Annotated in this window: 19 protein-coding genes; 6 read left to right on the top strand and 13 right to left on the bottom strand. The window is 70.3% G+C overall.

What is annotated here, in order from left to right:
• Window positions 1-7: 7 nt before the first annotated feature.
• Window positions 8-955 (bottom strand): heme o synthase, encoded by a 948-nt coding sequence (locus tag ABZZ20_RS27180; protein ID WP_356874093.1) that lies wholly within the window; start codon window positions 953-955, stop codon window positions 8-10.
• Between the two features lie 253 nt (window positions 956-1,208).
• Between ABZZ20_RS27180 and tkt the strand changes: the two genes are divergently transcribed.
• The 5 genes from tkt to pgl all read left to right on the top strand — a co-directional run bounded on the left by tkt (window position 1,209) and on the right by pgl (window position 7,902).
• Entirely contained in the window at window positions 1,209-3,296 is a 2,088-nt protein-coding gene (gene tkt, locus ABZZ20_RS27175; RefSeq protein WP_356873949.1) for a transketolase, read from the top strand.
• Between the two features lie 35 nt (window positions 3,297-3,331).
• Window positions 3,332-4,450 (top strand): transaldolase, encoded by a 1,119-nt coding sequence (gene tal / locus ABZZ20_RS27170; RefSeq protein WP_356873947.1) that lies wholly within the window; start codon window positions 3,332-3,334, stop codon window positions 4,448-4,450.
• 5 nt (window positions 4,451-4,455) lie between these two features.
• A complete protein-coding gene (gene zwf, locus ABZZ20_RS27165; protein WP_356873945.1) occupies window positions 4,456-5,982 on the top strand; it encodes a glucose-6-phosphate dehydrogenase in 1,527 nt (508 codons plus the stop codon).
• A complete protein-coding gene (gene opcA, locus ABZZ20_RS27160; protein WP_356873943.1) occupies window positions 5,979-7,022 on the top strand; it encodes a glucose-6-phosphate dehydrogenase assembly protein OpcA in 1,044 nt (347 codons plus the stop codon). The genes zwf and opcA overlap by 4 nt, the downstream gene beginning before the upstream one ends.
• 97 nt (window positions 7,023-7,119) lie before the next feature.
• On the top strand, window positions 7,120-7,902 hold the full coding sequence (gene pgl, locus ABZZ20_RS27155; protein WP_356873941.1) for a 6-phosphogluconolactonase: 783 nt from the start codon (window positions 7,120-7,122) through the stop codon (window positions 7,900-7,902).
• Between the two features lie 61 nt (window positions 7,903-7,963).
• Here the strand turns inward: pgl and pgi are convergent, their stop codons facing one another.
• The 12 genes from pgi to ABZZ20_RS27095 form a co-directional block, all read right to left on the bottom strand.
• Entirely contained in the window at window positions 7,964-9,619 is a 1,656-nt protein-coding gene (gene pgi, locus ABZZ20_RS27150) for a glucose-6-phosphate isomerase (RefSeq protein ID WP_356874091.1), read from the bottom strand.
• A 173-nt stretch (window positions 9,620-9,792) separates the two neighbouring features.
• Complete coding sequence (locus ABZZ20_RS27145; protein ID WP_007263454.1) at window positions 9,793-10,128, bottom strand: RNA polymerase-binding protein RbpA; 336 nt, start codon at window positions 10,126-10,128, stop codon at window positions 9,793-9,795.
• A 181-nt stretch (window positions 10,129-10,309) separates the two neighbouring features.
• Complete coding sequence (gene secG, locus ABZZ20_RS27140; RefSeq protein ID WP_054222744.1) at window positions 10,310-10,531, bottom strand: preprotein translocase subunit SecG; 222 nt, start codon at window positions 10,529-10,531, stop codon at window positions 10,310-10,312.
• Window positions 10,532-10,681: 150 nt separating this feature from the next.
• Window positions 10,682-11,458, bottom strand: coding sequence for a triose-phosphate isomerase (gene tpiA / locus ABZZ20_RS27135; RefSeq protein ID WP_356873939.1), 777 nt, complete (start codon window positions 11,456-11,458; stop codon window positions 10,682-10,684).
• A 6-nt stretch (window positions 11,459-11,464) separates the two neighbouring features.
• A complete protein-coding gene (locus tag ABZZ20_RS27130; RefSeq protein WP_356873937.1) occupies window positions 11,465-12,676 on the bottom strand; it encodes a phosphoglycerate kinase in 1,212 nt (403 codons plus the stop codon).
• 143 nt (window positions 12,677-12,819) lie between these two features.
• Window positions 12,820-13,824 (bottom strand): type I glyceraldehyde-3-phosphate dehydrogenase, encoded by a 1,005-nt coding sequence (gene gap / locus ABZZ20_RS27125; protein WP_356873935.1) that lies wholly within the window; start codon window positions 13,822-13,824, stop codon window positions 12,820-12,822.
• 208 nt (window positions 13,825-14,032) lie between these two features.
• On the bottom strand, window positions 14,033-16,990 hold the full coding sequence (locus tag ABZZ20_RS27120; protein WP_356873933.1) for a M14 family zinc carboxypeptidase: 2,958 nt from the start codon (window positions 16,988-16,990) through the stop codon (window positions 14,033-14,035).
• A gap of 159 nt (window positions 16,991-17,149) precedes the next feature.
• Window positions 17,150-18,139, bottom strand: a complete 990-nt coding sequence (whiA, locus tag ABZZ20_RS27115; protein WP_356873931.1) for a DNA-binding protein WhiA — start codon at window positions 18,137-18,139, stop codon at window positions 17,150-17,152.
• Window positions 18,130-19,200 carry a uridine diphosphate-N-acetylglucosamine-binding protein YvcK gene (yvcK, locus tag ABZZ20_RS27110; protein ID WP_356873929.1) on the bottom strand — a complete coding sequence of 357 codons (1,071 nt, stop codon included), beginning with the start codon at window positions 19,198-19,200 and terminating at the stop codon, window positions 18,130-18,132. Before yvcK ends, whiA begins: the two co-directional genes overlap by 10 nt.
• Window positions 19,197-20,168 carry an RNase adapter RapZ gene (rapZ, locus tag ABZZ20_RS27105; RefSeq protein ID WP_356873928.1) on the bottom strand — a complete coding sequence of 324 codons (972 nt, stop codon included), beginning with the start codon at window positions 20,166-20,168 and terminating at the stop codon, window positions 19,197-19,199. The genes yvcK and rapZ overlap by 4 nt, the downstream gene beginning before the upstream one ends.
• Before the next feature lie 36 nt (window positions 20,169-20,204).
• The gene (gene uvrC, locus ABZZ20_RS27100) at window positions 20,205-22,229 is read right to left on the bottom strand and encodes an excinuclease ABC subunit UvrC (protein ID WP_356873926.1); all 2,025 of its coding nucleotides are present in this window, start codon (window positions 22,227-22,229) and stop codon (window positions 20,205-20,207) included.
• 133 nt (window positions 22,230-22,362) lie between these two features.
• Window positions 22,363-22,794: a Rieske (2Fe-2S) protein gene (locus tag ABZZ20_RS27095; RefSeq protein ID WP_356873924.1), complete on the bottom strand. Its 432-nt coding sequence runs from the start codon at window positions 22,792-22,794 to the stop codon at window positions 22,363-22,365.
• 117 nt (window positions 22,795-22,911) lie between these two features.
• On the opposite strand from ABZZ20_RS27095, the gene ABZZ20_RS27090 reads away from it, so the two are divergent.
• On the top strand, window positions 22,912-23,805 hold the full coding sequence (locus tag ABZZ20_RS27090; RefSeq protein WP_356873922.1) for a carbohydrate kinase: 894 nt from the start codon (window positions 22,912-22,914) through the stop codon (window positions 23,803-23,805).
• Window positions 23,806-24,321 lie beyond the last annotated feature (516 nt).

Genomic DNA, 24,321 nt, shown 5'->3' with positions numbered 1-24,321 from the left:
CGAGTAATCAGCGGAGGAAGGGATCCACGGCCACGGCGACGAAGAGGAGCGACACATAGGTGATGGACCAGTGGAACAGGCGCATCTCCTTGAGCTTCGTGCCCGTCACGCCCGCCTTGGCCCGCGCGTGCAGCGCGTGCGCCTCCCACAGCCACCACCCGCCCGCCGCCAGCGCGACCGCGGTGTAGAACCAGCCCGTGTACCCCAGCGGGGTGAGCAGCAGCGAGACGGCCACCATCACCCAGCTGTAGAGGACGATCTGGCGCGCCACCGCCTTGTTGCCCGCGACGACCGGCAGCATCGGCACGCCGACGCGCGCGTAGTCCTCCTTCACCTTCATGGAGAGCGGCCAGTAGTGCGGCGGCGTCCAGAAGAAGATGACGAGGAAGAGGATGACGGCGGCCCAGGAGACCTCGTTCTTGACGGCGGACCAGCCGATGAGCACCGGCATGCAGCCCGCGATGCCGCCCCAGACGATGTTCTGCGCGGTGCGGCGCTTCAGCAGCATCGTGTAGACGACGACATAGAAGAGGAGCGCACCGAGCGCGAGCGCGGCCGACAGCCAGTTGATCAGCAGCCCGAAGAACAGGGTGGAGACGACGGCGAGCGTGATCCCGAAGGCCAGGCACTCGCGCGGGCTGACCATGCCGGTCACCAGCGGCCGCTGTGAGGTCCGGTCCATCAACGCGTCGATGTCGCGATCGATGTACATGTTCAGTGCGTTGGCACCGCCCGCGGACAAGTAACCACCGAAGCAGGTCGCGAGGACCAGCCACAGCTGCGGCACGCCCTGCTCCGCGAGGAACATCACCGGCACTGTGGTGATCAGCAGAAGTTCGATGATTCGCGGCTTGGTCAAAGCCACGAAAGCCATGACCCGGGCCCCGAACGGCCGGTGACCGGGGCTCGTCCCGAGCACCCCCGCTGGACGGGATTCGACGGCCGTCACGCACACCCCTGACAGAGAATCCAGCAAGCTCCGGACATGAAGGTCCGATAAAGGCTTGCACGTACCACGCCACTCTAGACGTTGTGCCTACGTCGCCCTGCGCGGGGGTCGCCTCGTGTTGGTCCGATCAGACCGGCGACGTTGTGACGGACTGCGGGCACTCGAATAGCTGCACGCCGCCACGGGGGTAGGCTCAGAATCGCGCCGGTGCACCGTACGTCACCGGGAACAAACATGTGGAGAGGAGCCCTGACCCACGGTGAGCACCAAGCCGACGACCACAGAGCTCGACTGGACCGATCTGGACCAGCGGGCCGTCGACACCGCCCGCATCCTGGCCGCCGACGCGGTCCAGAAGGTTGGGAACGGCCACCCCGGCACGGCGATGAGCCTGGCCCCTGCCGCCTACACCCTTTTCCAGAAGGTGATGCGGCACGACCCGGCCGACCCCGAGTGGGTCGGCCGCGACCGTTTCGTGCTTTCCGCGGGGCACTCGTCCCTGACGCTGTACACCCAGCTCTACCTGGCCGGCTTCGGCCTGGAGCTGGACGACCTCAAGGCATTCCGCACCTGGGGCTCCAAGACCCCCGGCCACCCCGAGTACGGGCACACGGCCGGCGTCGAGACCACCACCGGCCCGCTGGGCCAGGGTGTCGCCAACGCGGTGGGCATGGCCATGGCCGCCCGCTACGAGCGCGGCCTGTTCGACCCGGAGGCCGCCCCGGGCACCTCCCCGTTCGACCACATGATCTACGCGATCGCCGGTGACGGCTGCCTCCAGGAGGGCATCTCCGCCGAGGCCTCCTCCCTCGCGGGCCACCAGAAGCTCGGCAACCTGGTGCTGCTGTGGGACGACAACCACATCTCCATTGAGGGCGACACGGAGACGGCCGTCTCCGAAGACACCATCAAGCGGTACGAGGCGTACGGCTGGCACGTCCAGCGCGTCGCGCAGCAGCCGAACGGCGACCTCGACCCGAAGGGCCTGTTCGAGGCCCTGGCCGCCGCCAAGGCCGAGACCGGGCGCCCCTCCTTCATCGCGATGCGCTCGATCATCGCCTGGCCGGCCCCGCACGCCCAGGGCACCGAGGCCTCGCACGGCTCGGCCCTCGGTGACGACGAGGTGGCCGCCACCAAGCGCGTCCTCGGCTTCGACCCGGAGCAGACCTTCGAGGTGTCCGACGAGGTCATCGCGCACACCCGCAAGGCGCTGGACCGCGGACGCGAGGCCAAGGCCGCCTGGGAGAAGGACTTCTCCGCCTGGCGCACCGCCAACCCGGAGCGTGCCGCCGAGTTCGACCGCATCAACGCCAACGAACTGCCCGCGGGCTGGGAGGACGAGCTTCCCGTCTTCGAGGCCGGCAAGGGCGTCGCCACCCGCGCGGCCTCCGGCAAGGTCCTGGAGGCGCTCGGCGCGATCATCCCGGAGCTGTGGGGCGGTTCGGCCGACCTGGCCGGCTCCAACAACACCACGATCGACAAGCACTCGTCCTTCCTGCCGAAGGGCAACCCGCTGCCGGAGGCCGACCCGTACGGCCGCACCATCCACTTCGGCATCCGTGAGCACGCCATGGCCGCGGCCATGAACGGCATCGCGCTGCACGGCCACACCCGTGTCTACGGCGGCACCTTCCTCGTGTTCTCCGACTACATGCGCAACGCCGTGCGCCTGTCCGCGCTGATGCACGTGCCGGTGACGTACGTGTGGACCCACGACTCCATCGGTCTGGGCGAGGACGGTCCCACCCACCAGCCGGTCGAGCACATCGCCTCGCTGCGCGCCATCCCGGGCCTGAACGTGGTCCGCCCGGCCGACGCGAACGAGACCGCCATCGCCTGGCGCGAGATCCTCAAGCGCCACACCAAGGTGTTCGGCAAGGGCGCCCCGCACGGACTGGCGCTGACCCGCCAGGGCGTGCCGACGTACGAGCGCAACGAGAACGCGGCCAAGGGCGGCTACGTGTTGTTCGACGCCGACGGCGGCGACGCGCAGGTCGTCCTCATCGGCACCGGCTCCGAGGTGCACCTGGCCGTCGAGGCCCGCGAGCAGCTCCAGGCCGAGGGCATCCCCACCCGGGTCGTGTCGATGCCGTCCGTCGAGTGGTTCGAGGAGCAGGACCAGGCGTACAAGGACAGCGTCCTGCCGCCGTCGGTCAAGGCGCGCGTCGCGGTCGAGGCCGGCGTCGGCCTGACCTGGCACCGCTACGTCGGCGACGCCGGCCGGATCGTGTCGCTGGAGCACTTCGGTGCCTCGGCCGACGCGAAGGTGCTGTTCCGCGAGTTCGGCTTCACGCCCGAGCACGTGGCCGCCGCCGCCAAGGAATCCCTCGAAGCCGCAGCGCGCTGACGCCGGTACAAGACTCAGTAGGAGATGCAATTCCCATGACAGACGCACTCAAGCGCCTTTCCGACGAGGGTGTGGCGATCTGGCTGGACGACCTGTCCCGCAAGCGCATCACGTCCGGCAACCTGGCCGAGCTCATCGACCAGTCGCACGTGGTCGGTGTCACCACCAACCCGTCCATCTTCCAGAAGGCGATCAGCAGCGGTGACGGCTACGAGCAGCAGCTCGCCGACCTCGCCGCCCGCAAGGTCACCGTCGACGAGGCGATCCGCATGATCACGACGGCGGACGTCCGTGACGCCGCCGACATCCTGCGCCCGGTCTACGACCGCACCGACGGCCAGGACGGCCGCGTGTCGATCGAGGTCGACCCGCGCCTGGCGCACGACACCACGGCGACCGTCGCCGAGGCCAAGCAGCTCGCCTGGCTGGTGGACCGCCCGAACACCCTGATCAAGATCCCGGCGACCAAGGCCGGTCTGCCGGCGATCACCGAGGTCATCGGCAAGGGCATCAGCGTCAACGTCACGCTGATCTTCTCGCTGGAGCGCTACCGCGAGGTCATGGACGCCTACCTGGCGGGCCTGGAGAAGGCCAAGGCCTCGGGCCTGGACCTCTCCGAGATCCACTCGGTCGCCTCCTTCTTCGTGTCCCGTGTGGACAGCGAGATCGACAAGCGGCTGGACGCGCTCGGCACCGACGAGGCGAAGAGCCTGAAGGGCAAGGCGGCCCTCGCCAACGCCCGTCTGGCCTACGAGGCCTACGAGGAGGTCTTCTCCTCCGACCGGTGGAACGCCCTGGAGCGTGTCGGCGCCAACAAGCAGCGTCCGCTGTGGGCCTCGACCGGCGTCAAGGACCCGGCCTACAAGGACACGCTGTACGTGGACGACCTGGTCGCCCCGAACACGGTGAACACGATGCCGGAGGCCACGCTGGAGGCTTCCGCCGACCACGGCCAGATCACGGGCGACACCGTGCGCGGCACCTACGAGCAGGCGCGCGCCGAGCTCGATGCGGTCGCGAAGCTGGGCATCTCGTACGACGATGTGGTGCAGCTGCTTGAGGACGAGGGCGTCGAGAAGTTCGAGGCGTCCTGGAACGACCTGCTGAAGTCGACCGAGGCAGAGCTTGAGCGCCTCGCCCCCACGGAGGCCTGAACACCTTGTCTGTAAACGGAGCGAACCCGCTTCGTGACGCACAGGACCGGCGGCTCCCGCGCATCGCGGGACCGTCCGGCCTGGTCATTTTCGGCGTTACGGGTGACCTGTCGCGCAAGAAGCTGATGCCTGCCGTCTACGACCTGGCCAACCGAGGCCTGCTACCCCCGGGCTTCTCGCTGATCGGTTTCGCCCGACGCGAGTGGCAGGACGAGGACTTCGCGCAGGAGGTCCACGACGCCGTCAAGGAGCACTCCCGTACGCCGTTCCGCGAGGAGGTCTGGCAGCAGCTGGTGCAGGGCTGCCGCTTCGTGCAGGGCGACTTCGACGACGACGAGGCGTTCGAGACGCTGAAGGCGACGATCGAGGAGCTGGACAAGGCGCAGGGCACGGGCGGCAACTTCGCCTTCTACCTCTCCGTCCCTCCGAAGTTCTTCCCGAAGGTGGTCCAGCAGCTCAAGGACCACGGGCTGGCGCAGAAGGAGGGCTCCTGGCGGCGTGCCGTCATCGAGAAGCCCTTCGGGCACGACCTGAAGAGCGCCGAGGAGCTCAACAAGGTCGTCCACGAGGTCTTCCCCCGGGACGAGGTCTTCCGGATCGACCACTACCTCGGCAAGGAGACCGTCCAGAACATCCTGGCGCTCCGCTTCGCGAACACGATGTTCGAGCCGATCTGGAACCGGTCGTACGTGGACCACGTGCAGATCACCATGGCGGAGGACATCGGCATCGGCGGCCGGGCCGGCTACTACGACGGCATCGGTGCGGCCCGCGACGTCATCCAGAACCACCTGCTCCAGCTGCTCGCGCTGACCGCGATGGAGGAGCCCGGCTCCTTCCACCCCAAGGCGCTGGTCGCGGAGAAGCTCAAGGTCCTCACGGCCGTCGAGCTCCCCGAGGACCTGGGCAAGCACACGGTGCGCGGCCAGTACTCGGCGGCGTGGCAGGGCGGCGAGAAGGTCGTCGGGTACCTCGAGGAGGACGGCATCGACCCCAAGTCGAAGACCGACACGTACGCGGCCATCCGCCTGGAGATCAACAACCGCCGCTGGGCGGGCGTCCCGTTCTACCTGCGGACCGGCAAGCGCCTGGGCCGCCGGGTGACCGAGATCGCGGTCGTCTTCAAGCGGGCCCCGTACCTGCCGTTCGAGTCGGGCGCGACCGAGGAACTGGGGCAGAACGCCCTGGTCATCCGGGTCCAGCCGGACGAGGGCGTGACGGTCCGCTTCGGCTCCAAGGTTCCGGGCACCTCCATGGAGGTCCGGGACGTCACGATGGACTTCGCGTACGGCGAGTCCTTCACGGAGTCGAGCCCCGAGGCGTACGAGCGGCTGATCCTCGACGTCCTGCTGGGTGACGCGAACCTGTTCCCGCGCCACCAGGAGGTCGAGCTCTCCTGGAACATCCTCGACCCGATCGAGGAGTACTGGGACAAGCACGGCAAGCCCGCGCAGTACCCGGCGGGAACCTGGGGGCCGGTCGAGGCGGACGAGATGCTCGCACGAGACGGACGGAGCTGGCGCCGGCCATGAAGATCGACCTCACGGAGACCACCTCCAGCAAGATCAACGCCGCGTTGGTGCGGGCGCGCCGGGACATCGGCACGCCGGCCATCGGCATGGTCCTCACGCTGGTGATCGTGACCGACGAGGAGAACGCGTACGACGCGCTCAAGTCGGCGAACGACGCGTCCCACGAACACCCTTCGCGGATCGTCGTCGTCATCAAGCGGGTCAGCCGCTCGCCGCGCAGCCGCCGCGACGCCCGTCTCGACGCGGAAATCCGCGTCGGGGCGGACTCCGGCACGGGCGAGACGGTGGTGCTCCGCCTCCACGGTGAACTGGTCGACCACGCCCAGTCGGTGGTTCTCCCGCTCCTGCTGCCCGACGCGCCCGTCGTGGTCTGGTGGCCGGACGGTGCTCCGTCGGACCTGGCGGGCGACCCGCTGGGTGCGCTGGGACAGCGCCGGATCACGGACACGTACGCCTGCGAGGACCCCCTGCGGGAACTCGGGGACCGTGCTGCGGCCTACGCGCCGGGCGACACGGACCTGTCCTGGACCCGGATCACCCCGTGGCGCTCGATGCTGGCCGCCGCACTGGACCAGCAGGCCCTGAAGGTCACCTCGGCCGTCGTGGAGGGCGAGGAGGATAATCCGAGCTGCGAGCTGCTGGCCATGTGGCTGGCGGACCGCCTCCAGGTGCCGGTCAAGCGGACCCCGTCGGCGGGCCCCGGTCTGACCTCGGTCCGGCTGGAGACCAAGGACGGCGACATCGTCCTGGACCGGGCCGACGGTTCCCTCGCCACGCTGTGCATGCCGGGGCAGCCCGACCGTGCCGTAGCGCTGAAGCGCCGTGACACGGCCGAGCTGCTGGCGGAGGAGCTGCGCCGGCTCGACCCGGACAACACCTACGCGGCCTCGCTGAAGTTCGGCGTGGCGAAGCTGGAGTCGGTGCACGCCTCGACGGCTCCCGCGCAGGCCGCTGCCGCCGACCCGGCGGCGCAGGCCGCCAAGACCGCGGCCAAGGCGCCGACCAAGGCACCGACCAAGAAGGCCTCGGCCAAGCAGTGAAGCACGACGGCCGTCGGCCGGGCCCGTCCCCTTCCGGGGTGCGGTCCGGCCGGCGGCCGAGCCATTTCTCGACGAAGAAGGCGGCAACAACATGGGTATGACGACTCCCCAGGTCGTCGTCCACCGGGACAAGGAACTGATGGCCCAGGCCGCGGCGGCCCGGCTCATCACGAAGATCGTGGACGCGCAGGCCGCCCGCGGCACCGCCTCGGTGGTGCTCACGGGCGGCCGCAACGGCAACGGCCTGCTCGCGGCCCTGGCGGCCGCACCGGCCCGGGACGCCATCGACTGGGCCCGGCTCGACCTGTGGTGGGGCGACGAGCGGTACGTCCCGGCGGACGACCCCGAGCGCAACCACGTCCAGGCCCGCCAGGCCCTCCTGGACGCCGTCCCGGTGGACCCGGCGCGGGTGCACGTCATGCCGGCCTCGGACGGCCCGTACGGGGCCGATGTGGACGCGGCGGCAGCGGCCTACGCGGCGGAGCTGCGGCGGGCCGCCGGCCCGGAGGACCACGGTCCGGTGCCGCGTTTCGACGTGCTGATGCTGGGCGTGGGCCCGGACACGCACGTGGCCTCGCTGTTCCCGGAACACCCGGCGGCCCGGGAGACCGAACGCACGGTGGTCGGTGTCCACGGGGCGCCGAAGCCGCCTCCGACACGCATCTCGCTGACCCTGCCGGCCATTCGCGCGGCCCGGGAGGTCTGGCTGCTCGCGGCGGGCGAGGACAAGGCGGGCGCGGTGGCGATCGCGCTCGGCGGTGCCGGCGAAGTCCAGGCCCCGGCGGCGGCGGCGTACGGCCGCTCGCGCACGCTGTGGCTGCTGGACGGGGCGGCGGCGGCGAAGCTCCCGCACTCGCTGTACCCCCCGGCGTCCGCCTGACCCGTACGAGGCACGAAGGGCCCGCTCCGTGGAGCGGGCCCTTCGTGCGTCGGGGACTACGTCAGGAGCGGCCGCGCAGGGAGCGGTAGGTGGCGACCAGGGACTTCGTCGACGGGTCCAGGCCCGGCACGTCGGTGCCTTCCGTCAGCGCCGGCTCCACCCGCTTCGCCAGCACCTTGCCGAGCTCGACGCCCCACTGGTCGAAGGAGTCGATGTTCCAGACCGCGCCCTGGACGAACACCTTGTGCTCGTACAGTGCGATCAGCTGGCCCAGCACCGCCGGGGTCAGCTCCCGCGCCAGGATCGTCGTCGTCGGGTGGTTCCCCTTGAAGGTCTTGTGCGGGACCAGGGTCTCCGGGGCACCCTCGGCCCGGACCTCGTCCGCCGTCTTGCCGAAGGCCAGCGCCTGCGTCTGTGCGAAGAAGTTCGCCATGAGCAGGTCGTGCTGTGCCGCGAGCTTCGGCGGCAGTTCGCCGATCGGGCGGGCGAAGCCGATGAAGTCCGCCGGGATCACCTTCGTCCCCTGGTGGATCAACTGGTAGTACGCGTGCTGTCCGTTGGTGCCGGGCGTGCCCCACACCACCGGGCCGGTCTGCCAGTCCACCGGCTTGCCGTCGCGGTCCACGGACTTGCCGTTGGACTCCATGTCCAGCTGCTGGAGGTACGCGGTGAAGCGGGACAGGTAGTGGCTGTACGGCAGGACCGCGTGCGACTGCGCGTCGAAGAACGCGCCGTACCAGATCCCCAACAGGCCCATCAGCAGGGGGGCGTTCTGCTCCGGCGGCGCCGTGCGGAAGTGCTGGTCCATCTCCCGGAAGCCGCCCAGCATCTCCCGGAAGGCGTCCGGCCCGATCGCCATCATCAGCGAGAGCCCGATCGCGGAGTCGAAGGAGTAGCGCCCGCCGACCCAGTCCCAGAACTCGAACATGTTGGCCGGATCGATGCCGAACCCGGTGACCTTCTCGGCGTTGGTCGACAGCGCCACGAAGTGCCGGGCCACGGCCGCCGGGTCGCCGCCGAGACCCGCCAGCAGCCATTCCCGCGCCGATTCGGCGTTGGTGATGGTCTCGATCGTCGTGAAGGTCTTGGAGGCGATGATGAACAGCGTCCGGGCCGGGTCCAGGTCCCGCACGGCCTCGTGCAGGTCGGCGCCGTCCACGTTGGACACGAACCGCACGGTCAGCCCGCGGTCGGTGAACGCGCGCAGCGCCTCGTACGCCATCGCCGGGCCCAGGTCGGAGCCGCCGATGCCGATGTTGACCACGTTCGTGATGCGCTCGCCGGTGAAGCCGGTCCACGCCCCGGACCGGACCTGGTCGCAGAAGGCGGCCATCTTGTCGAGGACGGCGTGCACCGCCGGGACGACGTCCTCCCCGTCCACCTCGATAGCCGCGTCGTCGGCCGCGCGCAGGGCGGTGTGCAGGACCGCCCGCCCCTCGGTCGTGTTGATCTTCTCGCCGCGGAACATCGCTTCGCGCAGCTCAGCCACGCCGGTCGCCGCGGCCAGCTCCCGCAGCAGTTCCAGCGTCTCGTCGGTCACGAGGTGCTTCGAGTAGTCGATGTACAGGTCCCCGACCTGCAGCGCGTAGCTCGTGCCCCGGTTCGGATCCGCCGCGAACAGCTCTCGCAGATGCGTCTGCCCCAGCTCTTCCCGGTGCTTGCCGAGTGCCAGCCACTCGGGCGTCCGGTTGAGCCTCGTACGGCCGTCTGCGTTCATCTCGGACATCAACCCGTTTCTTCCATCCTGTCGTGCCCCGCCGCTCACCAACTTAAGGGATGGGAAGCGGCTGTGCCGGACACGCCGTCGGCGCGGGCGCACGCGAAGGGGCCCGGCCCGCTGGAGAAGTCTCCTGCGGGCCGGGCCCCGTGTCGCACCGTCACTTCTGCGTTTCAGATCTCGCCGCGGAGCTTGGCGAGGGCCTCGGCGAGGATCGCCTCGCCGTCGGCGTCCGTGCGCCGCTCCCGTACGTACGCCAGGTGCGTCTTGTACGGCTCGGTGCGCGGCGGCGCGGGCGGGTTGTCCCGGTCCTGGCCGGCCGGGAACCCGCAGCGCGGGCAGTCCCAGGTGTCCGGCACCTGCGCGTCGCTGGCGAAGCTCGGCTGCGTCTCGTGCCCGTTCGAGCACCAGAAGGAGATGCGCAGGCGGGGCGCGGACTCGCCGCGCTCGGCCTCACCCATCGGCCCCGCTCCGACCCGACTACCACGGATCGCGTTGCCACTTGCCACGGTCGTAACTCCCTGCGTGATGGTGCCGCGAAGCGTGAGCCGCCGCGGGCGCCCCAGTCTACGTAAGGCCAACGCGCGTCCATCACATGGAGTTACTCACTCCAGGCCGTGGACGCCGGTCCTCATGATAGGCGGGGCGGAGCCGACCGGGCTGGCGGAATGGCCAGAACCGTCGGTCGCACTACTTCATCAGGATGCCCAGCGCCATGATGCACGCGAACCAGAGCAGACCCACCACGACGGTGATGCGGTCCAGGTTCCGCTCCGCGACCGAGGAGCCGCCGACGGACGACTGCATGCCGCCGCCGAACATGTCGGAAAGGCCGCCGCCCTTGCCCTTGTGCATCAGCACGAGCAGCATCAGCAGGGCGCTGAAGACGATCAGGGCGATCGAGAACCCCATAATCACGGCTGATTCCTACTTTCTGGCTTTCTGGCTTTCCGGCTCTGCTGGATGTGCGCGGGGGCCAGTGGCTGATGGTTCAGCCTCCTGGCCCCCGCAAGGGTACGACGGATCCGCCCTACCGCATACTCGCTGCGACGATCACGCAGGTCACTGGTCCCGGAACCGGACGATCTTGACGAACTCGTCCGCGTCCAGCGCCGCGCCGCCGATCAGGGCGCCGTCGACGTCGGGCTGGGCCATGATCGCGGCGATGTTGCCGGACTTGACCGAGCCGCCGTACTGGATGCGGACCTTGTCGGCCAGCTCCTGGGAGTACAGCTCGGCGAGGCGACCGCGGATCGCCCCGCAGACCTCCTGCGCGTCCTCGGGGGTGGCGACCTCGCCGGTCCCGATCGCCCAAACGGGCTCGTACGCGATCACGATGGACTCGACCTGCTCGGCCGGGATGTCATTGAGGCCGCCGTCGACCTGGTTCAGCGTGTACTGGACCTGCTGACCGGCCTTGCGGATCTCCAGGCCCTCGCCGACGCACAGGATCGGGGTGAGCCCGTGCCGGTAGGCGGCCTTGACCTTGGCGTTGCAGAGCTCGTCGCTCTCGCCGTGGTACTGGCGGCGCTCGCTGTGGCCGACGGCCACGAACGTGCACTTCAGCTTGGAGAGCATGGAGCCGGAGATCTCGCCGGTGTAGGCGCCGGAGTCGTGCGCCGAGATGTCCTGGGCGCCGTACTTGATCTTCAGCTTGTCGCCCTCGACCAGGGTCTGGACGGAGCGCAGGTCGACGAAGGGCGGGAGCACCGCGACCTCGACGGCGTCGTAGTCCTTGTCTGCGAGCGCGAAGGCGAGCTTCTGGACGTGCGCGATGGCCTCAAGGTGGTTGAGGTTCATCTTCCAGTTGCCCGCCATGAGCGGGGTACGCGTGGTCATTGAGGGTCAGACCTCCAGTGCGGCGAGGCCGGGGAGCGTCTTGCCCTCGAGGTATTCGAGGGAGGCGCCACCGCCGGTCGAAATGTGGCCGAATGCGTTCTCGTCGAAGCCGAGCGTCCGCACGGCCGCGGCGGAGTCGCCGCCGCCGACCACGGTGAACGCGTTGCTGTCGACGAGGGCCTGCGCGATGGCGCGGGTGCCTTCGGCGTAGTCGGGGTGCTCGAAGACGCCCACGGGGCCGTTCCAGAAGACGGTCTCGGCATCGGCGATCTTCGAGGCGTACAGCTCACGGGTCCTGGGACCGATGTCCAGACCCTCCTTGTCGGCGGGGATCTTGTCCGCGTCGACGGTGACGTACTCGGCCGGGGTCTTGCCCTTGAGGTCGGGGAAGTCCGTGGAGGCCAGGATGTCGACGGGGAGGACCAGCTCGACACCGTTCTTCTCGGCGCGCGCCATGTACTCCTTGACGACGTCCACCTGGTCCTTCTGGAGCAGGGAGATGCCGACCTCGTAGCCCTTGGCGTAGAGGAAGGTGTACGCCATGCCACCGCCGATCAGGAGGCGGTCGGCCTTGCCGAGCAGCTCGTCGATGACGGCGAGCTTGTCGGAGACCTTGGCGCCGCCGAGGACGACGACGTACGGGCGCTTGACCTCGGCGGTCAGCTTCTTCAGGACGCCGACCTCGGTGGCGATCAGGTCGCCTGCCGCGTGCGGGAGGCGCGCGGGGAGGTCGAAGACCGAGGCGTGCTTGCGGTGGACGGCACCGAAGCCGTCGCCGACGTAGATGTCGGCCAGCTCGGCGAGTTGGTCCGCGAAGGCGCCGCGCTCGGCGTCGTCCTTGGAGGTCTCACCGGCGTTGAAGCGCAGGTTCTCGATGACGGCGACCTGGCCGTCGGCGAGGGCGGCGACGGTCTCCTTGGCGGAGGATCCGACGGTGTCGGTGGCGAACGCGACGTCCGCAACGAGCAGTTCACCGAGGCGCTTGGCGGCCGGGGCGAGCGAGAAGGCCGGCTCCGGAGCACCCTTGGGGCGGCCCAGGTGCGAGGCGACGACCACGCGGGCGCCGGCTCCGGCGAGCTTCGCGATGGTCGGCTGCACGGCGCGGATGCGGCCGTCGTCGGTGATGGTGTCGCCCGCGAGCGGCACGTTGAGGTCGGCGCGGACGAAGACCCGCTTGCCGGTGACGCCCTCGGCGAGGAGTTCGTCGATCGTCTTCATGCTGTTTCTACTCCTTATCCCATGCACGACTTCCGCCGGTGCAGGGCGTGAGGACGAGGCAAGCAACAGGGCCCGTACAGCGCTCCATCGCGCTGACCGGACCCTGTGCTCACATCGTGGTGCCTTGCCCTGCTACTGACGACTTAGAGCTGGCCGCCGACGAAGACGGTCAGGTCGACAAGACGGTTGGAGTAGCCCCACTCGTTGTCGTACCAGCCGACGACCTTGACCTGCTTGCCCTGGACCATGGTCAGGGAAGAGTCGAAGGTGCACGAGGCCGGCCAGTTCACGATGTCCGAGGACACGATCGCGTCCTCGGTGTAGTCCAGGATGCCCTTGAGCTGACCCTCGGCGGCCTTCTGGAAGGCCGCGTTGATCTCGTCCTTGGTGACCTCGCGGTCGAGTTCCAGGACGAGGTCGGTGACCGAGCCGGTCGGGACCGGGACGCGCATGGCGATGCCGTCCAGCTTGCCCTTGAGCTGCGGGAGGACCAGCGCGGTGGCCTTGGCGGCACCGGTGGAGGTCGGGATGATGTTCTCGGCGGCGGCGCGGGCGCGACGCAGGTCCGAGTGCGGGAAGTCCAGGATGCGCTGGTCGTTCGTGTACGCGTGGACGGTCGTCATCATGCCCTTGACGATGCCGAAGTTCTCGTCGAGGACCTTGGCCATCGGCGCCACGCAGTTGGTGGTGCAGGAGGCGTTGGAGATGACGTGGTGGTTGGCCGCGTCGTACTTGTCCTGGTTGACGCCCATCACGATGGTGATGTCCTCGTCCTTGGCCGGAGCCGAAATGAGGACCTTCTTCGCACCGGCGGCGATGTGCTTCGCGGCGTCGGCCTTCTTGGTGAAGATGCCGGTCGACTCGATGACGATGTCGGCGCCCAGCTCACCCCAGGGGAGGTTCGCGGGGTCGCGCTCGGCGAACGTCTTGAAGGTGTTGCCGCCGACGGTGATGGTGTCGTCGGTGTGGGAGACCTCGGCCTTGAGGCGGCCCAGAATGGTGTCGTACTTGAGCAGGTGCACCAGAGTTGCGTTGTCAGTCAGGTCGTTGACACCGACGATCTCGATGTCCGCTCCCTGCTCAAGGAGCGCCCGGAAGTAGTTGCGGCCAATTCGGCCAAAACCGTTGATGCCTACGCGGATCGTCACGAACCGATCTCCTCGTTGGTGCGCCGGTAAGTGCGCCGGCGAGCTGTATGGGATGTCCCCGACCGCTTACGACCCTACCTCTCCGTGAGCTTCTGAGTGACATCGGCCGGGACCTGACACACCCCGAGGCCCCGCACCGGACGCGCCGACAAGGAGCCTCGGGACTTCGGCCCCCGTCACTCAGAGTGAGTGACGGAAGGGCCGTTGATCAGCGGCTAAGCGAACGAAGCGCCTTACCGACGAGTACGGCTCGGTCCGCCGCCGAAGGCAGGTGTTCGAGGCCGAAGCCGAGGAGCACCGTGTCACGCGTAGTGACGGAGGCGTACGACTTGAACAGCTCTCCCGACCGGGCCCAATCGCCCGGAACCTCGGGGCTGCCGGCCGGTGCGCCCTGAGCGGTCCAGGTACCCAGCGATGTCTCGAACCCCTCCGAAGCCTGGTCGGTCCCGCCGATCGAGACGCGCGCCTCGTCCGCGAACACGCCCCGGCCGCCGGATCCCCCGTCCGAGAGGGACGAGAGGGACACCTCGACCGTCTTGCCCGCGTACCCGCTCAGGTCGAAGGAGACCTGCTTCCAACCCTCGGAGGAGCCGGTGAAGCTGTTCCACGAGCCGCTGGTGCCCTTCGCGGCGCAACCTGCGCTGTCGAGGGTGAGGTAGTGGCGCAGGAAGGGGTGGCCGTTGACGAAGAACCCGGCCTCGCACTCCGTCGGTACGGCGGTGCTGCTCAGGCCGCCCGCCTCGGGCAGCGTGGTCCAGTCCTCCGCACCGACCGTGTGGGCCTCCAGGACCGCGTGGTCGTAGCCCTCCTCGGTGTTCCAGTTGAGGGCCATCTTCAACTGCGGCTTGTCGGCGGCGGTGACCTTGGTCAGGTCGATCGTGCGGGTCAGCCGCTTCCAGTCGTCGTCCGCATGGATGGCCGCGGCCATCCCGGTCCCGGCGTACGGGGCGTACGGGTTGACGACCCCGACGTACTGGCCGGCCTGCGCGCTCTTGAACTGCGGGAACTGCGCGGCCGGCAGGGAATCGGAGGTCACCGAGTAGGAGCCGGGGGCGTTGAGCGGGTTGCCCGTCGCATCGCCCAGACCGCCCTTGGCTCCGGCGAGGCCACCCGTACCGGTGAAGGCGGTGGCTCCGCCGGCACTCGTACGGTTGTAGGCGCCGAGCCAGTACTGGCTGAAGTCGTTGGTCACGGCGCGGCCGACCTGGGCGTTGCCGCCCGCCAGCTCGCCGGCCTCGATCAGCTTGCCGCCCTCGTTGAGGAAGTCGCGCACGGCCAGCTGGGTGTCGCCGCCGGGGGTCTTGGCGCCGGTGTAGTGCACGGCCGTACGGAAGTGGGACAGCACGCCGAGGTGGTGCGGGGCGCCCTGGGTGGCCACGTCCCAGACCGCGGCGGACTTCCCGTTGGCGCGCAGGGCGTCGACGTACTCCTGCGCGTGCTGGGCCTTGGCGCCCTCCTCCGCGATCACCAGGACGTCCGCGGCGCGCGGTCGCTGGGCCACCGTGTACGTGAAGTGCTCGCTGGAGACCTGCTTGCCCGAGCGGTCGCGGCCGGTGAACCAGACCTCTACCCGGTCGCCGGGCGCGGCGCCGTCCACCTCGGCCCGGTATTCGTCGAACCAGTTGTTGTCCTCGCCTCCGTAGACGTCGCCGCCCTTCCAGGCCTTGAGTCCGTCGTCGTGCGTGCGACCGCCGTTGATGCGGAACTTGAGCTGCTTGTCCTTCAGCGCCTTGCGTGCGGTGACGGAGACGGTCTGGTCCTCGCCCTTGGCCGCGTAGGAGGTGGTGAAGGGGTCCGGGGTGAGGTCCGCGGCGGTCAGACCCACGCTGGACTTCGGCTGGTCCGGGTGGGCGGCGCTCTCGGCGACGGCGAGGGCGAAGGGGACGTTCTTCGCGAACTCGGCCTGGATGAGCTTCTCGTCGTCCGGGAAGTTGAAGCCGGACTGGCAGTCCTCGGGCTTCCACCGGTCGTTCGGGTCGCTCGCGGAGGCCGTCTGGCAGGTGGTCATCTCCGGCGTGAACATCATGACGCCGTTGACGTTCGCGGCGTGGCCGTCGGCCTCGCCGTTGGTGGTGTACAGCTCGGAGGAGACCTGCGGGTAGTAGCCGGGGACGGCCGGGTTCTGCGGGGTGCCGGCGAGCGCCTTGTAGGCGACGTCGTCCGGGGTCGGGGTGGCCACCTGCCAGCCCACGCCGTAGAGCAGCAGCTCGGCGGCTGAGTGGTAGTTGATGGCGTACCTGAACCCGATGCGCTTCTCGAACCCGTCGAGGGCGACGGTCTCGGGCTCGGAGGACGGCTTGGGGCCGCGGAATGTCTCGCTCGACTGGTTCGGGGAGGAACCCTCGTTGTCGTAGCCCCACTTGTAGGCGAAGTTCCGGTTGAGGTCCACGCCGTCGCCCACGGTGATCTTGCCGTCGCCGTTGTTGTCGTGCAGGTTCTTGCGCCACAGCCGGTCGCCGCCGGGGGCGTGGGTGTAGTCGTACCCGTCCGGGTTGGCGGACAGCAGGAACCACAGCTCGGTGGAGTCCACCAGCTTGGTGATCCGCGGGTCCTTCCCGTACTGGTCGAGGGTGTGGTGCATCAGCCGGCGGGTCATCTCGGGCGTGATCCACTCACGGGCGTGCTGGTTGGACATGTAGAGCACGGAAGGCTTGGCGCCGTCCTTGGTCCTGCGGGCGTTCTTGGTGACCTTCAGGGCGAGGATGTCCTTGCCCTGCACGGTCTTGCCGATGGAGACGACCTTGCTGAGGGCGGGGTTGGCCTGGGCGGTCTTGAGGATCTCCTCCTGGAGACCGCCCTTCCCGCTGTAGGGGCGGAACACCCCGTCGCCGGCGACCTGGGAGCGGGTCGCGCTCGCGGGCACCTTGTGCTCGGCGAGCCGCACGCCCCGGGCGGCGAGCTCCTTGGCCTGGGCGCCGGTCAGGAACAGCTCGACCTTGGCGGTCCCGCTCTCCGGAGCGCGTGCGGTGAGCTCGTGGGCGTCCTGGCCGGCGGCGAGGAGGAGCGGGATCTGCTCCTTGGTCACGTCCGCGTCGTAGACCCGTACCTCGTCGGCGCCGGACGGGGTGGCTGCCGCGGGCCGGGCGTGCGCCGCCGGGAGGGCGGCCAGTGTGGTTCCGAAGACGAGTGCGCTTGCGGCGAGGATCGATCTCGCGCGGTGCCTCATGTGCCCCCCTGGGCGTCGTCTGCCACGAAAGCGTTCGGACGACAGGCTCACGACCGGTCCATGGCCATGTCAATGGGGCGTGGCCGAAAGGGGCCCGCACGGGTCACGTGCGGGCCCCTGGGTGGCGTAGGGGTACGAGGTGCGGCCGGATCGGATCGGCTAGCCGACCATGTTGTCGGCCATCTCCTCGCTGAGGTTCGACTCGGTACCCGGGATGCCCAGGTCCTGGGCCCGCTTGTCCGCCATGGCCAGCAGCCGGCGGATCCGGCCCGCGACCGCGTCCTTGGTCAGCGGCGGGTCGGCGAGCGCACCCAGCTCCTCCAAGGAGGCCTGCTTGTGCTCCATGCGCAGCCGGCCTGCCGCGGCGAGGTGCTCGGGCACCTCTTCCCCGAGGATCTCCAGGGCGCGCTGGACACGGGCTCCGGCGGCCACGGCGGCCCGCGCCGAGCGGCGCAGGTTGGCATCGTCGAAATTGGCGAGGCGGTTGGCGGTGGCGCGGACCTCGCGCCGCATCCGGCGCTCCTCCCAGGCCAGCACCGACTCGTGGGCGCCGAGCCGGGTCAGCAGGGCGCCGATGGCGTCGCCGTCACGGACCACCACCCGGTCCACGCCGCGCACCTCGCGCGCCTTGGCGGCGATGGAGAGCCGACGGGCGGCGCCCACCAGGGCCAGGGCGGCCTCCGGACCGGGGCAGGTGACCTCCAGGGAGGAGGACCGGCCCGGCTCCGTGAGTGAGCCGTGGGCCAGGAAGGCGCCGCGCCAGGCCGCCTCCGCGTCGCAGGTGGCCCCGGAGACCACCTGCGGAGGAAGACCCCGGATGGGCCGGCCGCGGCCGTCCACGAGGCCCGTCTGGCGCGCCAGCTGGTCGCCCCCGGCCACGACCCGGACCACGTACCGGCTGCCGCGGCGCAGACCGCCGGGAGCCATCACCACCAGGTCCGAGGAATGGCCGAAGATCTCCAGGATGTCCTTGCGCAGGCGCCGGGCAGCGATTCCCGTGTCCAGCTCCGCCTCGATGACGATCCGCCCGCTCACCAGGTGCAGCCCGCCCGCGAACCGAAGAATCGCCGAGACCTCCGCCTTCCTGCAGCAGGTCCGGGTGACGGGGAGCCGGGAGATCTCATCCTTCACCGCTGGCGTCATCGCCATGGGCCGATCCTTCCATGCATCCGAAAAATACGGTCGTACGCGGCGGCGAGCAGCTCCGGATCATGCTTCGGAGAGCCGTCTTCCCTGGCCACCGGCGCCAGCTCGACCGCGGCACCGAACCGTTTTGCGGCATCGGCGAGGGACTCGCGGTCGGGCACGGCGGCCTCGTCGGCCAGCACCACGTCCAGGGCGAGTTTAGGGGCGTGTCGGGCCAAAACCTCCAAATGACGCTGCGGAGAGAAGCCCTCGGTTTCCCCGGGCTGCGGGGCGAGGTTCAGCGAGAGCACCCGCCGGGCTTTGGTCTCCACCAGTGCGTCGAGCAGTTCCGGCACCAGCAGGTGCGGGATCACCGAGGAGAACCAGGACCCCGGACCGAGTACCACCCAGTCGGCGTCCAGGACCGCGGCGACGGCCTCCGGTACGGCCGGCGGATCGCTCGGTACGACCTGTACCGAGATCACCTCGCCGGGGGTGGTGGCCACCGTGGCCTGCCCGCGGACGGTGTCGACCTCTCCCGGGCGGGCCGGGTCGTGGCCCCGCACCAGGGCCTGGAGCTCCAGCGGCACCGCCGACATGGGCAGGACCCGGCCCTGCGCGCCCAGCAGCCTGCCGACCAGGTCGAGGGCCTGGACGGGGTCACCGAGCTGTTCCCACAGGGCGACGATCAGCAGATTGCCGACCGCGTGCTCGTGCAGGGCGCCGGCCGACTGGAAGCGGTGCTGGATGACGCGGGACCAGGTCTGGCCCCACTCGTCGTCCCCGCACAGCGCGGCCAGCGCCTTGCGCAGGTCACCGGGCGGCAGCACGCCGAGCTCCTCGCGCAGCCGGCCGCTGGAACCGCCGTCGTCGGCGACGGTGACCACGGCCGTGAGCTCGCCGGTGATCCGGCGCAGGGCCGCCAGGGAGGCTGACAGGCCCATGCCGCCGCCGAGGGCGACGACCTTGGGTGCGACCACCTTGGGGGCTGCGCCGCGGCGCAGCCCCGTGCGGCCCGCGCCGTCCTCGCCCCGTCCCGAGGTGAGGCGACGCAGGCGGCGCAGCCGCAACGTCCGTCCGGTCACTCGCGCCCCATGTCCCGGTGGACTACGACGGTCTCGACTCCCTCGGAGGCGAGGCGGGCAGCGAGCTTCTCGGACATGGCCACGCTGCGGTGCTTGCCGCCGGTGCAGCCGACCGCGATGGTCACGTACCGCTTGCCCTCGCGGCGGTAGCCGGTGGCGATGAGCTGGAGCAGCTCCGTGTAGCGGTCGAGGAACTCCTTGGCGCCGGGCTGGCTGAAGACGTAACCCGACACCTCCGGGTTGAGGCCCGTGAAGGGGCGCAACTCGGGGACCCAGTGCGGGTTCGGGATGAAGCGGCAGTCGACGACGAGGTCGGCGTCGACCGGGAGGCCGTACTTGTAGCCGAAGGACATGACGGTGGCCCGCAGCTCGGGCTCCTCCCCGCCCGCGAACTGGGCGTCCATCTTCGCCCGCAGCTCGTGCACGTTCAGGCTGGAGGTGTCGATGACCAGGTCGGCGTCACCGCGCAGCTCGCGCAGGAGGTCGCGCTCGGCGGCGATGCCGTCGACGATGCGGCCTTCGCCCTGGAGGGGGTGCGGGCGGCGGACCGACTCGAAGCGGCGGACCAGCGCGTCGTCGGAGGATTCCAGGAAGACGATCCGCCGGGTGACCCCGCGGTGCTCCAGGTCGGCGAGGGACTCGCGCAGGGCGTCGAAGAACTGGCGGCCTCGGACGTCGACGACGACGGCGATGCGCGCCACGTTGCCCTGCGAGCGGGCGCCCAGCTCCACCATGGTGGGGATCAGAGCCGGCGGGAGGTTGTCGACGACGAACCAGCCGAGGTCCTCCAGGCACTTGGCCGCCGTACTGCGGCCGGCCCCGGACATTCCGGAGATGATCACCAGCTCGGGGATGGCCGCCTCGGCGGTATCTCCGGGCTCCACTGTCGTGCCCGTACTCACCTGTGCTCCGTCTCGGTCGTACTCGGTCGTGTGCTCGGTCGTCTGCTCGGACGCGTGCTCGGTCATTGCTCGGTCCCCCGTTCGGACGATGTTCCCCAGCTACTACTGGGGGGGTGCCCCCACCGGCGGGGCGGGGTACTCATCCTCAATGATCTCTCCTGTCGCCGTATTGACGGCAGGACCGGCGGGAACCGATCGGGCGAGGGCCGCGGCCACGGTCTCGGCCGTCTTGCGACCTATGCCCGGGACCTCGCAGATCTGGTCGATTGTCGCCTGTCTCAGCTTCTTCACCGAACCGAAGTGCTTGACCAGGGCCTGCTTGCGGCTCTCCCCGAGGCCGGGCACCTCGTCCAGCGGCCCGGCCTTGAGCCGCTTGCCCCGCTTGTTGCGCTGGTACTGGATCGCGAACCGGTGGGCTTCGTCACGGACCCGCTGGAGCAGGTAGAGGCCCTCGCTGGTGCGGGGCAGCACGACCGGATCGTCCTCGCCGGGCAGCCAGACCTCCTCCAGGCGCTTGGCCAGCCCGCACACGGCCACGTCGTCGATCCCTAGCTCCTCCAGGGCGCGCTTGGCGGCGGCCACCTGCGGCTGCCCGCCGTCGACCACGACGAGCTGCGGCGGGTACGCGAAGCGCTTCGGCCGCCCGTCGTCCTCGGCGAGGGGATCCTCCCCGTCTTCCGGGGACCACTCCCCCGTCTTCAGCTTCTCCTGGAGGTAGCGGCGGAAGCGGCGGGAGACCACCTCGTGCATGGACCGGACGTCGTCCTGCCCCTCGCCGTGCCAGACCTGCCGGTCCCCGACCCGACCGGTGATCTGGAAGCGCCGGTACTCGCTCTTCCTCGCCAGCCCGTCCTCGAAGACGACCATGGACGCCACGACGTCGTCGCCCTGGAGGTGCGAGATGTCGAAGCACTCGATGCGCAGCGGCGCGCTGTCCAGCTCCAGCGCCTCGGCGATCTCCTCCAGGGCCCGGGAGCGGGTGGTCAGGTCGCTGGCGCGCTTGGTCTTGTGCAGGGCCAGGGACTGTTGCGCATTGCGGTGGACGGTCTCCATCAGGGCCTTCTTGTCCCCGCGCTGGGGCACGCGCAGGCTGACCTGGGACCCGCGGCGCTCGGCGAGCCACTGGCCCAGCGCCGGCACGTCCTCGGGCAGCACCGGGACCAGCACCTCCTTGGGGACGGCCTCGCCCTTCTCCTCCCCGTACAGCTGCTGGAGCGCGTGCTCGACGAGCCCGGCGGTGTCGACGGCCTCCACCTTGTCGGTGACCCAGCCGCGCTGGCCGCGGACCCGGCCGCCGCGTACGTGGAAGATCTGCACGGCTGCTTCGAGTTCGTCCTCGGCGACCGCGATCAGGTCGGCGTCGGTGGCGTCGGCGAGCACGACGGCGTTCTTCTCCATGGCGCGGCGCAGCGCCCCTATGTCGTCGCGCAGCCGGGCGGCCTTCTCGTACTCCATCTCCTCGGCGGCCTCGTGCATCTGCTGTTCGAGGCGGGTGAGGTAGGTGCCGGTGCGGCCGGCCATGAAGTCGCAGAAGTCCTCGGCCAGTTCCCGGTGCTCCTCGGGGGTGACCCGGCCGACGCAGGGAGCGGAGCACTTGCCGATGTAGCCGAGCAGGCAGGGGCGGCCGATCTGCGCGGAGCGCTTGAACACCCCGGCGGAGCAGGTGCGGACGGGGAAGACCCGCAGCATCAGGTCGACGGTCTCGCGGATCGCCCAGGCATGGCCGTACGGGCCGAAGTAGCGGACGCCCTTCCTCTTCGGGCCGCGCATGACCTGGACCCGCGGGAACTGCTCGTTCATCGTGACGGCGAGGGAGGGATAGCTCTTGTCGTCCCGGTACTTGACGTTGAACCGGGGGTCGTACTCCTTGATCCAGGAGTATTCGAGCTGGAGCGCCTCGACCTCGGTGGACACGACGGTCCACTCGACGGACGCGGCCGTCGTCACCATCGTGGCGGTACGGGGATGCAGGCTCGCCAGGTCCTGGAAGTAGTTGGCCAGGCGTTGGCGCAGGCTCTTGGCCTTCCCGACGTAAATCACCCGGCGGTGCTCGTCGCGGAACCTGTAGACCCCCGGGGAGTCGGGGACCTGCCCCGGCGCGGGGCGGTAGCTGGAAGGGTCGGCCATGCCAACCACCCTACTTGCGCCCGCCGACAACACCCCCGCACCGGGGCCCACCCGCGCCCCCAGCGGCCCGTCCGAGGAGACGGCCTCGCCGGCGAGGAACGCCCGCCCGGGCGACGTACCGCCCGCTCCGGGTTCAGCCCGCGATGAGCTTGCCGCCCTCGACCTTGACCGGCACGGCGGGCAGCGGGTCGGTGGCCGGGCCGCGCAGCACCTTGCCCGTGGTCACGTCGAAGCGGCTGCCGTGGCAGGGGCAGTTGCCCTCACCCTTGACGATCTTGTCCAGGACGCAGCCGGCGTGCGTGCACTGGGCGCTGAACGCCTTGTACTGGCCCTCTGCCGGGCAGCTGACGACCAGCTTCTCCTCCCGGAACAGCCTCGAACCGCCGACCGGGACCTCGGAGGCGACCCCGAGCTCCACCGGGGCGGCCGGGACCGCCGGGGAGCCGGCGCCGCTATTGGTCTCGGTGGAACAGGCCGCGAGCGCCGCCCCACCCCCGACCGCCCCGACGATCGCGGCGGCGCCCTTGAGCACGGTACGGCGGGCGGCGGGCTGCGACGCGGACATGCGGTTCTCCTGGCGTGAAGGTGGTGCGGACGGACGTGGAGGCTGACGTGGAGGTTCTGCCCGGCCTCGACGATACCGCCGTCCGGTTCCGCCGCCCGATGGGATACCTTCCCCCGCGTGATCGTCGTCGGTGGAGAAGCCCTGATCGACCTCGTCCCCGTGGCGCAGCCGCCGGGCGCACTGCTGCCGCGGCCGGGCGGAGGGCCGTACAACACCGCGCTGGCGCTGGGCCGGCTCGGAGCGGAGGTCGCCTTCTGCTCCCGGGTCTCGTCGGACGGCTTCGGCGAGAGCCTGCTGGCCGGGCTGGGCGCGGCCGGAGTGGACCTCTCCCTGGTCCAGCGCGGGCCGGAGCCCACCACCCTTGCCGTACCTTCGCTGGCCCCGGACGGCTCGGCGGCGTACGGCTTCTACGTGGAGGGCACGGCGGACCGGTTCTTCACCCTGCCGGAGGCGCTGCCCGCGGGCGCCCGGGCGCTGGCGCTCGGGACCTGCTCCCTCGCGCTGGAGCCGGGCGCGAGCGCGTACGAGACCCTGCTGCGCCGGGAGTCCGGGCGCGGCCTGCTCACCCTGCTGGACCCCAACATCCGTCCGGCACTGATCGCGGACCCGGCCCGCTACCGCGAACGGTTCCTCAGCTGGCTGCCGTACGTGTCCGTCCTCAAGCTGTCGCAGGAGGACGCGCAGTGGCTGGGCGGCCGGGTCGCGGACTGGCTGGCGGCGGGGCCCTCGGCAGTGGTGCTCACCCGCGGCGCCGACGGAATGACGGTCTGGACGCGGGAGGGCGCCGAGCACTCCGTACCGTCCCGGCGGGTCCCGGTGGCGGACACGATCGGCGCGGGTGACACCGTCAACGCGGCCCTGCTACACCGCCTGGCGGGCCCGGCCGGCGCGGCGACGGACCGCACCGCGGTGGACTGGCCCGACGTCCTGGGCTACGCGGCCCGTGCTGCGGCGCTGACCTGCACCAGGGCGGGTGCGGAGCCTCCGTACGCGGTGGAGCTCAGCCGATAGCGGCCCACAGGGTCCGGGCCACGGCGGGGGCGAACTCCTCGACGGGCTGGACCACCTCCTCGCCGGAGAAGTGCAGGAAGAAGGCCCGCTGGAAGCAGGCGCCCAGCAGCAGTGCGGGCCGCCGCTTCCGGATCGGCGTCGGGACGCAACCGTCCCCGGTCGAGCTCGCCCCGCAGATGGCCGGCCAGGGCGCCGCGTACGACGTGGGGGCCGGTGCCGATCTTCTGGATGCCCGCGCGGTGGCGGGCCAGCAGGGCGGGCTCGGCGAAGAGCGAGGCGGCCAGCGGCATGGCGTCGGCGGGCCCCGGCAGTGGCGCGCCGCACCGGTACGGGGGTCCTGAGCGGCGCCACGGACCGAGGGGCCCGGCCCGACGGCCGGACCCCCTCGGTCAGGGGTGCATTACGGTGGGGCATGAGGGCCTTCTGTCGTTCGGTGGAGATGTCGCAATCCACACCGAACCCGGAAGGCCCTCACCCGTTCAAGCTGCCTCAGCCGAGACCTGCATCGCCCGTCCA

Source organism: Streptomyces sp. NPDC006430 (genome assembly GCF_040612395.1).
GTDB lineage: Bacteria > Actinomycetota > Actinomycetes > Streptomycetales > Streptomycetaceae > Streptomyces.
This window is presented reverse-complemented; position numbering and strand designations above follow the sequence as displayed.